Here is a 16761-nt window from a genome sequence, read left to right as displayed (position 1 = left end):
AGAAAAAATACCTATTAATGCGAAGTACGAATTTATCTGAACTTAAATTCCACCAAATTGTGGAAAATAAGTTTCAAATTTACAACAGTCTCTTTATGAGTCTTCCCTACGAAAAAATGCAAAACATCGGATCATTGATTCCGTTTTTGTATGATGAAAGTCAAAAAGGTTTACCCGAAGGTAAATCACCAAATGAAATCATCAACAATTTTTTTGAGAAATACACTGATTTAAAAACCGAACAAGAGCAAATCGATTTGATGTTTCGAATGATACAATACATCGAGCGACAAGTTGTTTTGTTTGATAGTATCGAAGATGCTGCATTTCCGTCATTACATTCCGAAAATGAAAAAGGAAGTTTGGAAAGCATTTATCATATTGCACAAGCGCAAGGTAAAATGGAGCAAGTAAAAACCAGAATCGAAGATTTTGTAACAAGAGTTGTTTTTACAGCCCATCCAACGCAGTTTTATCCAACAAATGTTCAACAAATTATTCAAGATTTACGCGACGCAATTCAACAAGATTCGGTAAGTAAAATTGATTTATTGTTGCAACAATTAGGAAAAACACCTTTTATCAACGAAGAAAAACCAACTCCTTACGATGAAGCTGTTTCTATTATTTATTATTTGAGAAATGTATATTATCAAACAATTGGACGATTATACAACGAAATCAACCAATTGTTTTTTACAGAAAGTGAACCTCTAAAATCTCCTGTTATTCAATTAGGTTTTTGGCCTGGAGGCGATCGCGATGGAAATCCGTTTGTAACAGCAGAAATTACATGGAAAGTTGCAAGTTTATTGCGTACAAGTATCTTAAAAAATTATTACAATCATCTTAAAATTGTTCAACGTAGATTAACATTCAAGCATGTTACAGAACCTTTAAAAGCGTTGAGTAATTTGATTTACGAAAATATGTTCAATGAAAATGGAACAATTACAATTGATGAAATCAAAACGCGCTTACAAACGATTCGTACAATTTTAATTGAACAACACAATGGTGTTTTCTTAGATATTTTAGATGATTTTATCACACGTGTTGATATTTTCGGATTGCATTTTGCTTCTTTGGATATTCGTCAAGATTCGCGTGTTCATCAAAAAGTGATTAACCGAATTGTTGAAAAATATACTGGAATTAATCTGAAAGATTTAAGCGAAGCAGAACAAATCGAATTGTTAATAAATCCGTCTTTTACAGCTAAACCAGAAGATTTTGAAGATGATATTGTGATTGATACAATCAAAAATGTTTATCAATTAAAAAAAATTCAGCAACGAAATGGTGAATTAGGTGTTAACCGATACATTATTTCAAATTCTGAAACCATTTTCGATGTTTTAAATGTTTATGCTTTATTCAAATTTTGTGGTTATCAAGACGATGAAATTAAGTTTGATATCATGCCACTTTTCGAGACGATTAGAGGTTTAGATGGTGCTGAAAATACGATGAATAAATTGTATAATTTACCTATTTATGCGCAACATTTAGAACGTAGAAAACAACGTCAATCGATTATGTTAGGTTTTTCGGACGGAACAAAAGATGGTGGTTACATCAAAGCGAATTGGGAAATTTATCGTACCAAAGAAATCCTTTCGAATGTTTCGGATAAAAATCAAATCGAAGTTATTTTCTTTGACGGTCGTGGTGGACCTCCTGCGCGTGGTGGTGGAAAAACGCACGAATTTTACGCTTCTCAAGGGAAAACAATTGCGAATCACGAAATTCAAATTACAATTCAAGGACAAACAATTACGTCGAATTATGGAACAATGCCGCAGGCAAAATATAATTTTGAACAATTGTACACAGCTGGTATTATTTCGGATGTTTTCTCGACAAGCACAAGTCAGATTTCGCCAGATGAGCGAATTTTGATTGATAAATTAGCCACAATTAGTTATCAGAAATACGAAGATTTGAAAGCGCATCCTTCATTTTTACCTTATTTAGAAAATATGAGTACGCTTAACTATTATGGAAAAACGAATATCGGAAGCCGTCCGAGTAAACGAGGTGGTGATAAAAAATTAGAGTTCGATGATTTGCGTGCTATTCCATTTGTGGGTTCTTGGAGTCAATTAAAACAAAATGTTCCGGGATATTTTGGTGTTGGAACAGCTATAAATGAATTGAAAAAACAAGGTCATTTAGAGGATGTAAAAGATTTATTCAAGAATTCGAGCTTCTTCAAAACATTGATCCAGAATAGTATGATGTCGATGGAAAAAACTTATTTTCCATTAACATCTTATATGAAAAATGATCCTGAATATGGTGAATTTTGGAATATTTTGCACGATGAATTTGAATTATCAAAAGCATTATGTTTAGAAATTTCGGGTTACACAGAATTGATGCAAGACGAACCATTGAACAAATCTTCGGTACAAATGCGCGAAAAAATTGTGTTACCATTATTAACGATTCAACAATTTGCGTTGAACAAAATTCATCATGAAAGTGAGTTCAAATCAATCTATGAGCAAATTGTGATGCGTTCGTTATTCGGAAATATTAATGCGAGTCGAAATTCGGCTTAATTTTCAGAATATCTTAATACCTTCGCAACGATGGAAAAGATTATTTTAGGGATTGATCCTGGAACAATGGTGATGGGTTTTGGTTTGATTGAAGTCAAAAATAACAAAATAAAGTTGATTACTTTAGACGAATTGTTGTTGCATAAACTTCCGAACCAGCAAACGAAATTGAAAAAGATTTTCGAAAAAACTTTAGCCATTATCGATCAATATCATCCTGATGAATTAGCCATTGAAGCGCAGTTTTTTGGCGTTAATGTTCAGTCTATGTTAAAACTTGGACGTGCACAAGGCGTTTGTATTGCCGCTTGCCTGCATCGCGATATGCCTGTGGTAGAATATGCGCCAAAAAAAATTAAGATGGCGATTACTGGAAACGGAAATGCATCAAAAGAACAAGTTGCGGGCATGTTACAACATTTACTTGGTTTGAAAGAAATTCCGAAACGTTTGGATGCCACAGATGGTCTTGCCGTTGCGGTTTGTCATTATCTAAATTCGGGTAAAACAACTGGGACGTCAAATTCTTATTCGAGTTGGGATGCCTTTGTAAAAAATAATCCGAATCGAACAAAATAAAATATATTTGTAGTAGAATTAGCAACCTAATTCGTAAAACATAAAACACATCAAATGAAAAAATATTTAATCGCAGCATCAGTTTGTGCAACAGTTTTCTCTTCAGTGTTATTTTCTTGTAAAGATTCGACTGGAAAAAACAATACTGCAATCACTGAAATTGTTTCGAAAATTGAACAAAACAAATACAAAATTGGCGACAAAATCGATATTCCTTTAACTAATTTAGATGGAATTACGAAAGTTATTGTTTCGGTAGATGGACAAGAAGTTCCTGCTGATTTTACGATTGACGGAAAAACAATTGGATTAGGAAATCATACGGTTAATTTGAAATTCTTCAAAGGAGAAGAAGAAACAAATTCGCGCGATTTTACGTTTGTGGTTTATGCAAATGAGCCGGCTGCGCAATGGAATTATGAAATTGTAGGAACTTATCCACATAATCCAGATTATTTTACGCAAGGTTTTTATTTCAAAAACGGAAATATTTTCGAAGGAACTGGACTTCGCGGAGGAAAAACACGTTTGATTGAATATAAATTGGGGGCAACTGAACCTACAAAATTATATCAAATCAAAGACGATGTTTTTGGAGAAGGAATTACAGAACTGAATGGTTTTATTTATCAATTAACATGGCAAGATCGTGTGATTTATAAATATGATTTAAACTTTAATCAAGTTGAAAAATTTGATATGCCAGCTCAAATTATCGAAGGTTGGGGAATTACAACAATTGGAAAAGAATTGGCCATAACAGAAGGTTCTCAACGTATTCATTTCTTTGATGAAAACTTTAATTATCTAAGAACTGTTCAAGCTTTTGACAGTCAACAACCATATAGTTATTTGAATGAAATTGAATACCACGATGGTTTAATTTATGCAAATGTTTACCTAAAATCTGGACATGCAGATAACAGTAATATTGTGGTAATTGATCCGCAAACTGGCGCTGTAAAAGTAGAGTTTAACTTCGCTGAATTGAAAGGAAAACAAGGAAATCCGCAAGCACAAGAATTGAACGGAATCGCTTTCAAAGACAACGGAAATATGTTATTAACAGGTAAAAACTGGGATAAAATATTTGAAATTAAGATTAAGAAATAATTTCCTTAACACATAAAAAAGCAAAAAGCTCGACCTGCAAAATCGAGCTTTTCTTTTTCAAAAATCATCTAAAAAATTATAAGTAAAAATTTATGGTTATGAAAGATCCTATAACCAAAATTGATCTTTCCAATCTGTGTTAGTTAAAAGTGAATTAAATTGTTCTTTAATTACTTTTAACTTTTTTTGTGTTGCATTTTTCTCAAATTCAGGAAACATTTGTTTCTCCTCAAATCTGATGTGCAAATCCAATTCTTCTTCGATATAAATCAAACTTTTCATCGGATTTTTTGCATCTATTTTGAACAAGCGTCTCAAACGTCTATGTTCTTTCAATGCTCTTTTTACCAAGTAATGATCTTCATCTAAAAGCGAAAACAAGTAATTTTCTTCTATCTCAAATTTTTTGAATAATACTTTTTCCCCATACCAATTTACATAATCAACAATTCGTTGAATATCGACTCCTTTATCTATTCCAGCACGAATATTCCAACAAAAAAATAATGTTTTATGATGCCTTTCGCACGCTTCATTTAGATTTACTGTTACAGTATAACTCATCTGAGAAGCAGTTGTTTGAGGAAGTTCTATTAATAGGTTCATTGTTATAATTTTTCAATTCGGATAATCGGATATTTTTATCTTATTTTTAATCAAATTTTTTTAATGCTTAAGAAAAGCAATTCCTTTCTCTAGATCATCAATCAAATTAAACATCGATGTCTTTTCTAGCATACCTCGCAAATCATTACGAATTGCAAAAACACGGCTATGTAAAGCACAAGGTTTGTTAGTATCGCATTCTACTAAACCTAAAATGCAACTATGATAAAGACCATCTCCGTCAATCGCTTTGATGATATTCACTAATTTGATATCTTCTAAATGCGCTGCATCCATTTGGAAACCTCCCATTTTTCCTTTGACAGATGAAATCACATTTGCTTTAACTAATTGTTGAAGAATTTTGGCTGTGTAAGCTTCTGGAGAATTAATAGAATTTGCAATTTGTTTTAAATTGACTCTCTTTCCTTCTACAGATTCTTGTGCAATAAACACACAAGCCTTAATTCCATATTCGCACGCTTTAGAAAACATTAATTTCTTTTATTCATTATAAATTATGAAGCAAATATACAACTAATTTTAAATCGGACAAATTTATCTTATTAAATTTTTAAAAATAAAAAAACCACTCAAAAATGAGTGGTTTAATATTATCTGAAAAGAAAATTTCTTAATCTTCGTCTTCGTCTTGATCAGCATCCTTAACTGCGTTACGAGAAGTACGAATAGCTACTACTACTGCGTTATCTGGATGAGCGAATGTGTAGTTATCATTTTTCAATGTTTCTACATACATTTTGTGACCAATTCTCATTGGAGTGATATCGATTTCGATTTCGTCTGGTAAGTTTGCTGGAATAGCACGAACTTTTAATTTACGCATATTGAAACGTAAAACCCCACCAGCTACTAAACCACGAGCACGTCCTACTAAACGAACTGGAACTTCCATAGTTACTGGTTTGTCCTCGTTTAATTGGTAAAAATCTACGTGTAAGATTTTATCCGTTACTGGGTGAAATTGGATGTCTTGTAAAATTGCTTGAATTTTAGCTCCATCAGCTAACTCGATAGTTGCTGTATGAGCATCTGGAGTGTAAACTAATGATTTGAATGCTTTTTCATCAGCTGAAAAGTGGATAGGCTCTCCAGAACCGTAAACCACACAAGGTACTTGTTCAGCATTACGTAGGTTACGTGTAGCCACTTTACCTAAGTCTTCTCTTTTTACACCTTGAATTGTAATTGACTTCATAATAATATGTATATAATAAAAATAATTTAATATTTAGTTAAACCACTAGATAACAAAACGTTGACTAATAGATTTGTTGCTATGTACTAGATGCATAACATCAGCAAAAAGCGGAGCGCAAGATAATACTTTTATTTTAGATACGGAAGTATTTTTTAATGGAATACTATCAGTTATAGCAATTTCCGTTAATAGAGAGTTATCAAGACGCTCATAAGCTGGTCCAGATAAAACTCCATGCGTTGCAATCGCACGAACAGATTTTGCTCCTTTTTCCATAATCAATTCAGCCGCCTTTGCAAGTGTACCCGCTGTATCAATCATGTCATCCACTAAAATAACATTTTTACCTTCAACCTCACCGATTAACATCATGCTATCAACTTGGTTTGCAACTTTACGTTCTTTGTGACAAATTACGATATCTGCATTAAGGTATTTAGCATATGTATTTGCACGTTTAGCACCTCCCATGTCTGGAGAAGCAATACAAATATTATCTAAGCCTAAACCTTTAATGTATTCAACAAAAATTGTTGAAGCAAATAAATGATCAACAGGAACTTCAAAAAATCCTTGAATTTGATCAGCGTGTAAATCCATAGTCATTACACGAGTTGCTCCAGCTGTCATTAACATTTTTGCAACTAATTTTGCTCCAATTGGCACACGTGGAGCATCCTTACGATCTTGACGAGCAAAACCAAAATAAGGAATAACAACTGTAATACTTTTAGCAGATGCGCGTTTTGCTGCATCACACATTAAAAGTAATTCCATTAAATTGTCTGTTGGTTGCATTGTAGAACCAATTAAGAAAACGCGAGCTCCGCGAATTGGCTGTTCAAAAGCGGGTACAAATTCTCCGTCGCTAAATTCTACAATTTTAGATTTACCAAGTTCTTGACCATATTGATCGGCAATTTTTTGTGCTAATTCTAATGATCCTCTGGTCGAAAAAAGAAATGCTGATTGTTCCATTGTTTGTTTTGGGAAATATTTATGCAAAAATAATTTAAATGATTTAAAAATGATATAAGAAAATCAAAAATTAATTTCGGCACAATTATTGAATATTTTTTAAACAAGTTAAAATAATCATAAAGACATAATCATGACTTTCGTTAGTTATAGTGTTTTTTAACAGTTTTTGATTGATTCGTTTTTAAGTATTTATATAAATTTGCAATTAAATATATCCTCATGAAAAAGATTTCATACCTATTAAGTGTAATTGGATTAGGAATTTTTGCTCACGCGCAAGAAACTACTGAAACAATTAACAACGATTACAACAAATGGTCTATCGAGGCCAATGGAGGTGCGGTAAAAGCAAGAAAAGCATTCGCTCCAGGTTATTATTCAGAAACACCAAGTTTTTTCCATGCTGATTTTGGTGTACGTTATATGTTCAATCCAAAATTTGGTTTAAAATTAGATGGTGGATATGATCGTATCAAAGAAGGCGAAGATGTAGCTCGTTTCCGTTCTAATTATTACCGTGTAGATTTACAAGGGGTTGCGAACTTAGGACGAATCATGAATTTTGAAACATGGACAAATAGAATTGGATTATTAGCTCATGGTGGTGCAGGTTACTCTTGGATGAATAATGATGCGACAAAAGGTGCTGATGGTAAAGTTTTCGACGACAATGATAACATGGTAAATGTTATGGTTGGTTTAACACCACAATTAAGATTAACTGATCGTGTTGTTTTAACAGGAGATGTATCTTACGTAAGAAATATTCGTCAAAATGTAACATTTGATGGCACAGCTAACACATCAGGTTCAGGATTTGGAGGTGAAATTTGGAATGCTACTTTAGGTTTAACATTTTACTTAGGTAAAAACGAAAAACATGCTGACTGGGTTTACGAACCAACTCGTTCTGACTTAGAAGATCGTATTTCTAACATCGAACAAATGTTAAAAGATACTGATGGTGATGGTGTTGCTGATTACTTAGATCAAGAACCAGATTCAGCTCCAGGTGCAGTAGTTGACACAAAAGGTGTTACTATCGACCACAACGGAAACGGAATTCCAGATAATATTGAAGAATATATCAAACAAAATGCAGGAGGAAACACAACTGTCATTAACGATGCTGATTTCTTAGAGCAAATGATTAATTCAGGTATTATCAACGTATACTTCGATTACAACTCTGACAAACCATACCAACAATCTGTTGGAGGTATCAAATTTGTATCTGAGTACTTAAAAGCTAAACCAAATGCTCAAATTGACATTTTAGGTTTTGCTGATCCAGTAGGAGGAGATGCTTTCAATAAAGACTTATCTCGTAGAAGAGCAGAAAATGTTAAAGCTATTTTAGTTAGTCAAGGAGCTAATGCTTCTCAATTAACTACTGTTGGTGAAGGGGAAGATAAAGAGTTCAAAAACTCTCAAGTTTCATCTCATCAATTAGCAAGAAGAGTTGTTTTCAGAGTAAAATAATTCTCTCTTAATTTAAGATATTAATCAGGGATAGATTTTTCCATTTTTTGGAGTCTCTATTCCTGATTTTTTTATTATCTTTACCACCACTTAAATTACTAAAATATTGAATCCTTTTAACCAACACTTTAATGCTCCTAGATGGGTAGTATTAGTGCTAGACATACTTATTGTTTTCTTTAGCTATGTAATAACCAATTTTATACTTAATAGTTTTCTAAATTCTTTTAGTTTAGAAAAATTATTATTTAAATTACCATTTGTTGTAGCAGCATATACTCTATGTTTCCTATACTTCAAAACATATAAGGGAATTGTAAAAAAAACGGGGTTAAAAGATGCTGAAAATGTATTTGTATCTAATACTACGGCTTTTCTGATTCTTTTCTTCATCTCTTTTATCTATAGACAATTCATTGAATCTAATCTTTCGGAGAACACTCCTGTTTCATATGTTTTCAGAATGTCTTACTCTGTTATCTTTGTCCATTTATTTATTTCAACAGTAATAATGGTTATTGCCAGATTATATTATAAATGGATTTATAATTATTTTTTCTCAAAAAATAAGGAACAACAAAAAATATTAATTTACGGTGCAGGAGATTCAGGATTAATTACTCGAGATATTTTACAAAATGATACTCAGTTTAATTATAAAGTTGTAGGTTTTATTGATGATAAACCTTCTAAAATTGGAACATTTATAGATGGTGTTAAAATTTATTCTATAAATGATATTGATAATAAATTCATTGAACGAAATGATATTTCAGAAATTATTATTTCTATTCAAAATATTAAAACGAATCAATTATTAAATCTATCCAAATCATTAGAAGATTTGAATGTAAACATAAAAATAATTCCACCTATTTCTAATTGGATTGATGGTACATACAAGCCTGCTCAAATCAAACAATTAAAAATTGAAGATTTATTAGGTCGTGAATCAATTAAGTTGAAAAACCCTATTATTAATGAAAATGTACAAGGTAAGGTAATACTTGTTACTGGTGCTGCAGGTTCTATAGGAAGTGAAATTTCAAGGCAACTTGCTATGATGGATTTTGCTCAACTAATTTTGATTGATCAGGCAGAATCGGCTCTATATGATGTTCAACAGTCTTTAAAAAATGAAATTTCTGAAGAAAAACAAAATAGAATAGATTATATCGTTTCGAGTGTAAGAGATCGAAAACGAATGTTAAGCCTTTTTGATAAATATCATCCGCAAATTATTTTTCATGCAGCTGCATATAAACATGTTCCTTTAATGGAAAGATTTCCATATGAAGCAATTAATACAAATATTTATGGAACAAAAATTATTGCTGATTTAGCGAATGAATTTGGTGCCGAAAAATTTGTTATGGTTTCAACAGATAAAGCGGTTAATCCGACTAACGTGATGGGAGCAACCAAACGTGTGGCAGAAATTTATGTAAATTGTACAAATGAAAAATCTAAAACAAATTATATTGTTACTCGATTTGGCAATGTCTTAGGATCTAATGGTTCTGTAATACCTTTATTCAAACGTCAATTAGAAAACGGAGGTCCTTTGACAGTAACACATCCCGATATTACACGTTTTTTCATGACTATTCCAGAGGCCTGCCAATTAGTATTAGAAGCGGCTATTATGGGAAAAGGTGGTGAGATTTTTGTATTCGACATGGGCGAATCAATGAAAATTATTGATCTTGCTAAAAGGATGATTAGATTAAGTGGCTTTAAATATCCTGAAGAAATTGATATAAAAATTGTAGGTTTGCGTCCAGGTGAAAAAATCTATGAAGAGTTATTGGCTAATGATGAAAATACAGTAAAGACCCATCATGAAAAAATAATGATAGCAAAAGTTAATACAAACAAATGTCAAGACAATAAAAAACTAATTGAAGAACTATGCTTAATGTCTTCAACCATAGAAAAACATGAGCAAGTCATGCATTTAGTGGCTAAAATAAAAGAGATTGTACCAGAATTTAAATCTCAAAACTCAGAATTTGAAAAACTTGATAACTTAATTTATGAAAAATAAAATTTTTAATCTTTTAATTGTAATAGTTATACTCACTATTTCTTCTTGTGCATCAAAAAAAGAATTAGTCTACTTTCAAGGAGATCAACAATCTACTACGAAATACGAAGAATATATTCCTAAAATTCAATCTTCTGATATGCTAGCAATCAGTGTAAGTGCTGCTGATATAAAAGCTACAGAACCTTTTAATCAACAAAGTGTTTATCAAGTAAATTCTGGGGTGCAAAATAATCCTTATGCGAAGGTTTATACTGTTGATGAAAATGGTTATATCAACTATCCGTTAATTGGTAATGTGAAAGTAGGTGGATTAACTAGAACAGAAGCTGAAAATGAATTAAAAGCAAAAATCTCAAAATATATCGTTAATCCTGGGGTAAATATTAATTTTACAAATTTTAGAATTAGCGTTTTAGGAGAAGTTGCTAAACCTGGTAATTTTACAATTCCAAGCGAAAGAGTAAGTATACTTGATGCTTTAGGTATGGCTGGTGATTTAACTATTAATGGTGTTAGAAATAATATTATGGTTATTCGTGAACAAAATGGACAAAAACAAACATATAACGTCGATTTAACATCCAAAGAAATACTAAACTCTCCTGTTTATTATTTAGCCCAAAATGATGTTATTTATGTAGAACCAAATAATGCTAAAATTTCATCATCTAAATTTACACCAAACTATTCATTATGGATATCTGTTGCTGGTGTTATAATATCTGTAATTGCTGTTATTTCTAAATAAAAATGAGTACAAATAAAAATAACCTAGAAGACCAATACTTCGATGAGTCTGAAGAAACGATTAATATCAGGCAAATTTTAGAACAATATCTTTATTACTGGAAATGGTTTGTATTTGGAGTTATTATTTCTTTAACCTTAGCCTTTTTATATGTTAAATATACTCAGAAACAATATCAAGTTTCAGCTAAAATATTATTAAATGAGAAAGAATCTGCAACAGGTGAATTAGCTGGTTTAATGGATCAAGCTATGCTTGGAGGGGGATCTTCAACAAATGCTGAAGTTGGTGATCAAATTGATGTTTTAAAATCAAAACGACTAATTACTAAGGTTGTAGAAGAAAATAATTTAAATATTCAATATTTTAGTAAAGGTCGTGTAGCTGAAGTTGAATTAACTCAAGAGAAATCTCCTATTAAAATTATTTTTCTAAACGAAGCTGATAAAACCAATGAAGATTTAGAAGCTAAATTTATTGTTCAAATAAAATCTACAACAAAATTTATTTTAACAAACAAAACAACTTCTACAGAAAAGGAATATTCTTTTGGACAAAAAATAAATGATAAGATTGGAAGTTTTGTTATCAGTCCTAATAAAAACTTAGCTAAATCAATTGATAATGAATATCTGATTGTTTTAAATTCTATTGATAAGACTGTAGATAATTATCAAAAGAAACTTGATATAGATCCTAACAGTGAAAAAAGCTCTAAAATTATTAACTTCTCATTAGTAGGTCCTGTTCCTGAGATTTCTAAAAAAGTAATTAATGATTTAATTATTAATTACAACAAAGATATTGTAGGCGATAACCATAAATTAACTGAAGCTACATCTAAGTTTATTGATTCAAGGTTAGCTATTGTTAGTGGCGATTTAGATGGTGTTGACAAACAATTAGAACAATATAAACAAAGTAATAATATTACAGATGTTACCTCTGAAGCAAATATTTTTTTAGAGAGTGCTGCTGATAATGAAAAGAAATTATTAGATGCTTCTACACAACTACAATTAGTTGAATATATGAATGGAGCTCTTAATACGTCTCGTACAGATTTACTTCCTTCAAATATTGGTTTAGAAGATAAATCTATTTCATCAGAAATATCTTCATACAACGAACTAGTCCTAGCTAAAGAAGATATGTTAAAATCTGTAACAAATGAACATCCAAATGTTATTAAATTACAAGAGCAAATAAATGATGTAAAAAGAAACCTGAAGAATAGTTTAAAATTATATAGAAATAACACACAAACTATTTTAAATACAATACAAGGAAAGCAAAATCAAATTGCTGGAAAAATTAAAAAAGTACCTAGTCAAGAGCGTGGTTTTAGAGATATATCTCGCCAACAACAAATTGTAGAGGCTTTATATTTATTCTTACTTCAGAAAAGAGAAGAAAATGAAATAAAAGCTGCTGCAACACCAGAAAATATTAAAGTAATTGATTATGCTTATGGTATAAAAGAACCTGTTTCCCCTAAAAAAAGTATTATATTTTTAGGAGCGCTTATTGTAGGTCTTATAATACCTTTTATAATAATTTATATATACAAATTATTAAATAATACAGTTAATTCAAAAGAAGATGTAGAAAATGCCGTAGGAGCACCTATCGCAGGACAAGTACCGAAAAGTAATATTTCTATATTAGAAAATAATGATAACTCAAGTGCTGCTGAAGCTTTCCGAATCTTAAGAACAAATGTAAATTTCTTATTAAAGAACTCAACAGATCCTCAATGTATTTATATTACATCTACAACTAGTGGAGAAGGAAAATCATTTATATCAACTAACTTAACTCAGATTTTAACAATGTCTGGAAAATCAGTATTGTTAATCGGAGCTGATATTCGAAGTCCAAAAGTATTAGATTATTTAGGTATTTCTGATCAATATATACATAAATATGGTGTAACTGAATATTTAATTTCTAATGATGTTAATATTGATGATATTATCATAAAAAAACCTGAACATTATAAATTCGATGTTATTTATTCAGGTCAAATAGCACCTAATCCATCCGAATTATTAATGAATGGACGATTTGATGATATTATTAAATATGGAAAGGAACATTATGATTATGTAATAGTTGATACAGCTCCTGTAAGTTTAGTAACTGATACACTATTAATTTCAGACGATGCAGATATTACAATGTACGTAGTTCGTGCCAACTACTTAGATAAACGTATGCTAGCAATTCCAAGAGATTTATATAGAGAAAATAGACTTAAGAATATGGCTATGGTTATTAATGATGTTGACTTTACAAAAGGTTATGGCTATGGTTATGGCTATGGTTATGGTTATGGAGAAAACCATAATAAAGGTGGATTTTTTAAAAACCTTTTTAAACGTAAATAAAATAAAAACCTGAAGTTAATCTTCAGGTTTTTTGTTCTATAAAATATATACACTATTGACCTTCCTTCTCCAATCTCTCTAATGCTTTTTCGTGAGCTGATTTTACATCATTTTTGATCTTTTTATCTTGTGTAGATTTTCTAATCTTTTCTGCATGATAAGCCAAATCATCTAATGTCATTTTATAACTCACATAAAATCCGCGATTATATCTTGAATATGAAGCTAATCCCCAACCAGCAATTAATTGATTCTTAATCTTTTTGGTTTGATATTCGTTCAAATAACGTTGAAGTTTTGGAGAAATTTCTTCTTTCGCAATTGATTTTACAGAACCATTCATTCGGCTAAACCAATATTTATTATCCAATTTTATATATGATTTTGCACCTAAAATGCTTTTAAAAGCAAGATCCCCAAGCAGTAAAACCTTTTCAAATTCAGATTTTTCATTGGTCATATAATCCCAATACATTTCAGAAGTCATTCCAACCATCGGACTTTTATCTATTGTTGCTTCATACAAATCTTTACCATTTTGATAAGCTGCTGCAACATTTTTAAATTCGATTCCAAAATCATCACAAGCCTTCTGATAACCTGTAAAAGAACCCGAATATTTCTCGAAATTATCTATAAAAACTCTATAAATACAATAATGTGAAATATCAATCAAAACTTTTTTAGAATCATCTAAAAAACCGTTTATCAACTGTATCGGAAAGTTATAATATTCGTAGGAACTCATAATTGTTTGATTGTCTTAAATGTGGTGTTAATTCATCGACTAAGATAAGATAGTTTTTATTATTCTTAAAATGATAAGTATCAAAAAACTTCAAAATTTAATAGGTTAGATTTTTAAAGGGGTAAAACTTCAATTCCTAATTTCTTCCTAAATCTTCTTTGTCCTTTGTCTCAAAATAATAAACAAATGAAATTTTTCTTAACAATAATTACAAGCACTTTCTTAACAATTACTACGATAGCTCAGACGAAAAATGATTCAATTATCACCATTCAACCTCAACAAAAAACATTAAAACCTAAAGTTGAACATGCAGAACCTCTCTATACAGATTTGATGCGTGATTTGGGCGCACGAAAAGGAGAAGCTGAGATAAATGTAGGATTTGGAGTGACCTCAAAAAAAGGATATAATGAATATAATGGTTTTATTGAGTATGAATGGGCTGTTGCAGATCGTTTGGGATTGGAGGTTGAAGTACCTTTTTCTTTTAATCACAAAAGCGATAATAACGATGGCTCTATTTATGTTCCGAACAATAAAATTGAAGGTTTAAAATTAGCAACTCAATATACTTTTTTAGTAAATGAAAAACAAAAAATGTCTTTGGCTGTAGCTTATGTTCATGAATTTGAGTTTAATAATTTTAAAGAATTAGGACATCAAGGTTCTGTATTTACGGGTATGAAAATGAATCCTGTTTTTATTGGAGCAAAGAATTTTAAAAATTTCAACACGTTAATCTATACAGGTCCTATTTTTGAACATCATTATAAAGAGCAAAAAGTAGATGTTGGAGCAACTATAAATGCAAGTATGATGTATGTTTTACCAAATTCGAAAAACTTTATTGGACTTGAAAATAATATGGATATTGACCGCGATGGATTTCATTATACTTTAAGACCTCAAATTAGATTGGCTATTCAACACAATTTAATGATTGGTTTGGTTACTGGAGTTTCTATCACCAAACATACAGGAACCAACCTTGATGTGATGACACGTATTATTTGGGAACCTTAGTTTTCTTAATAAAAAAACCTCCTTTAAAACTTTTTAAAGGAGATTTGTGGAGCTGGCGGGATTCAGGATATGTATTAAATATCAATCTCTTAGCTCTAAAAACCTTCTAAAGGGGATGAAATCGGGGATGATTTCCACTAATTATCATTTTCAACCCTACTCGTATATTTTATTTAAATCAAAGAATTCCTTCGTCTGCAAAACTAAGGTAAGAATTTTTAGCCATAATAATATGGTCTAACAATCGAATATCAAATAACTCGCAACACTCTTTGATTTTAGAAGTTATTCGTTTATCCGATTCACTCGCATTTAAGTTTCCACTTGGATGGTTATGAGTTATTACAAGAGCAGATGCGTTAGCTTTTAATACCATTCCCATAATTAACCTTACATCAATGCTACAAGTGTTTATTCCGCCCTTAAACATGCTTTTAATTCCTAAAACTTGATTCCCTTGATTTAGTAATAATATTTTGAACTCTTCTTGAAGTTCAATTGTATCCAAATCCCAATTCGCTTTAAGAACTTGATAAACTTCACTACTTCCCATTACTTTGATTTTCTCATCTACTTCATTCATATATGAGATTTTAATTTCTGACACCTTCATTTTTGGCTATAAGATTTTAGAGTAGAGATAAATTTTGTTGATGATTTAGTATAAAAAACAAGCAAGTTTGTTTACCTCTACGTTTGTTAAACATTAATTTAGAATCACAGGAGGATGAATAAATCCACCAGAAAAAACCATTCTATTAAAAAGTGGTGAGGGGGATTCCAAATCTTCCAAAAATAGGTGGGGGTTATTCGAGGGTAGTTTACGTGTTCGAAAATTTTATAAAAAATTTTTTGTAGGAATTGTAAGGTTTGTAATTGTAGAGTGAGAAATTCTAAATTACTTTCTTTTAAAATATCAATTAATGTAATTAAACAATATCCTTAATTTTTCATTATTTGAAATCATCAAAGCTTTCTAATAATTTAGAATGTTTATATTGCAATATTTAACAATGTAAACCGTAACTCCATGAAATAACTAGCTATATTGGAAGTTAAAATGTAATTTTACGGCTAAATAAATATAAAAACAACGTGAATAGAATAGACATAATTGATAAAATAGGTGCTAAATATAATGTAGGAAATATTGAATCAGGAGAATTTAGTTACCCCAAAGCTCTCAAATCTATAAATAAAAATATTAAAGAATATCAAAAAGCATCATGTGTAATCTTCCCCTTGTTAA

14 protein-coding genes are annotated in these 16761 nt (G+C 30.7%); 8 read left to right on the top strand and 6 right to left on the bottom strand.

Going from position 1 to position 16761, the window contains the following annotated elements; translation table 11 throughout:
• The first annotated feature begins 17 nt into the window (after positions 1-17).
• Genes B3578_RS11465 through B3578_RS11455 form a run of 3 tightly spaced genes read left to right on the top strand, consistent with a single transcriptional unit; the run spans position 18 to position 4259 of the window.
• Complete coding sequence (locus tag B3578_RS11465) at positions 18-2567, top strand: phosphoenolpyruvate carboxylase (protein WP_221854724.1); 2550 nt, start codon at positions 18-20, stop codon at positions 2565-2567.
• A 30-nt stretch (positions 2568-2597) separates the two neighbouring features.
• On the top strand, positions 2598-3146 hold the full coding sequence (gene ruvC / locus B3578_RS11460) for a crossover junction endodeoxyribonuclease RuvC (protein ID WP_125348885.1): 549 nt from the start codon (positions 2598-2600) through the stop codon (positions 3144-3146).
• A 54-nt stretch (positions 3147-3200) separates the two neighbouring features.
• On the top strand, positions 3201-4259 hold the full coding sequence (locus tag B3578_RS11455) for a glutaminyl-peptide cyclotransferase (RefSeq protein ID WP_286494984.1): 1059 nt from the start codon (positions 3201-3203) through the stop codon (positions 4257-4259).
• A gap of 108 nt (positions 4260-4367) precedes the next feature.
• Here the strand turns inward: B3578_RS11455 and B3578_RS11450 are convergent, their stop codons facing one another.
• The 4 genes from B3578_RS11450 to B3578_RS11435 all read right to left on the bottom strand — a co-directional run bounded on the left by B3578_RS11450 (position 4368) and on the right by B3578_RS11435 (position 7065).
• On the bottom strand, positions 4368-4865 hold the full coding sequence (locus tag B3578_RS11450) for a hemerythrin domain-containing protein (RefSeq protein ID WP_221854727.1): 498 nt from the start codon (positions 4863-4865) through the stop codon (positions 4368-4370).
• A gap of 60 nt (positions 4866-4925) precedes the next feature.
• Positions 4926-5360, bottom strand: coding sequence for an RrF2 family transcriptional regulator (locus B3578_RS11445; protein ID WP_286494986.1), 435 nt, complete (start codon positions 5358-5360; stop codon positions 4926-4928).
• A 139-nt stretch (positions 5361-5499) separates the two neighbouring features.
• A complete protein-coding gene (locus B3578_RS11440) occupies positions 5500-6084 on the bottom strand; it encodes a 50S ribosomal protein L25/general stress protein Ctc (protein WP_038336278.1) in 585 nt (194 codons plus the stop codon).
• Positions 6085-6129: 45 nt separating this feature from the next.
• Complete coding sequence (locus tag B3578_RS11435) at positions 6130-7065, bottom strand: ribose-phosphate pyrophosphokinase (protein ID WP_038336277.1); 936 nt, start codon at positions 7063-7065, stop codon at positions 6130-6132.
• Between the two features lie 222 nt (positions 7066-7287).
• Here B3578_RS11435 and B3578_RS11430 point away from each other — a divergent pair, with 222 nt between their 5' ends.
• The 4 genes from B3578_RS11430 to B3578_RS11415 all read left to right on the top strand — a co-directional run bounded on the left by B3578_RS11430 (position 7288) and on the right by B3578_RS11415 (position 13738).
• Complete coding sequence (locus tag B3578_RS11430) at positions 7288-8550, top strand: OmpA family protein (protein WP_286494989.1); 1263 nt, start codon at positions 7288-7290, stop codon at positions 8548-8550.
• Between the two features lie 106 nt (positions 8551-8656).
• Entirely contained in the window at positions 8657-10597 is a 1941-nt protein-coding gene (locus B3578_RS11425; protein ID WP_286494991.1) for a polysaccharide biosynthesis protein, read from the top strand.
• A complete protein-coding gene (locus tag B3578_RS11420; RefSeq protein ID WP_125348880.1) occupies positions 10587-11348 on the top strand; it encodes a polysaccharide biosynthesis/export family protein in 762 nt (253 codons plus the stop codon). The genes B3578_RS11425 and B3578_RS11420 overlap by 11 nt, the downstream gene beginning before the upstream one ends.
• A 2-nt stretch (positions 11349-11350) precedes the next feature.
• Positions 11351-13738: a GumC family protein gene (locus B3578_RS11415; RefSeq protein ID WP_291048822.1), complete on the top strand. Its 2388-nt coding sequence runs from the start codon at positions 11351-11353 to the stop codon at positions 13736-13738.
• A gap of 52 nt (positions 13739-13790) precedes the next feature.
• Here the strand turns inward: B3578_RS11415 and B3578_RS11410 are convergent, their stop codons facing one another.
• A complete protein-coding gene (locus B3578_RS11410; RefSeq protein ID WP_219034502.1) occupies positions 13791-14486 on the bottom strand; it encodes a hypothetical protein in 696 nt (231 codons plus the stop codon).
• A 186-nt stretch (positions 14487-14672) separates the two neighbouring features.
• Here B3578_RS11410 and B3578_RS11405 point away from each other — a divergent pair, with 186 nt between their 5' ends.
• Positions 14673-15512 carry an HAEPLYID family protein gene (locus B3578_RS11405; protein ID WP_038336266.1) on the top strand — a complete coding sequence of 280 codons (840 nt, stop codon included), beginning with the start codon at positions 14673-14675 and terminating at the stop codon, positions 15510-15512.
• A 178-nt stretch (positions 15513-15690) separates the two neighbouring features.
• Here the strand turns inward: B3578_RS11405 and B3578_RS11400 are convergent, their stop codons facing one another.
• Positions 15691-16125: a JAB domain-containing protein gene (locus B3578_RS11400; protein WP_291048818.1), complete on the bottom strand. Its 435-nt coding sequence runs from the start codon at positions 16123-16125 to the stop codon at positions 15691-15693.
• Positions 16126-16761: the final 636 nt, after the last annotated feature.

It is taken from the genome of Empedobacter sp. UBA1574 (assembly GCF_002322895.1).
Taxonomy (GTDB): domain Bacteria; phylum Bacteroidota; class Bacteroidia; order Flavobacteriales; family Weeksellaceae; genus Empedobacter; species Empedobacter falsenii_B.
The sequence above is the reverse complement of the archived record's forward strand: the minus strand, read 5'-3'. Positions and strand labels throughout refer to the sequence as shown.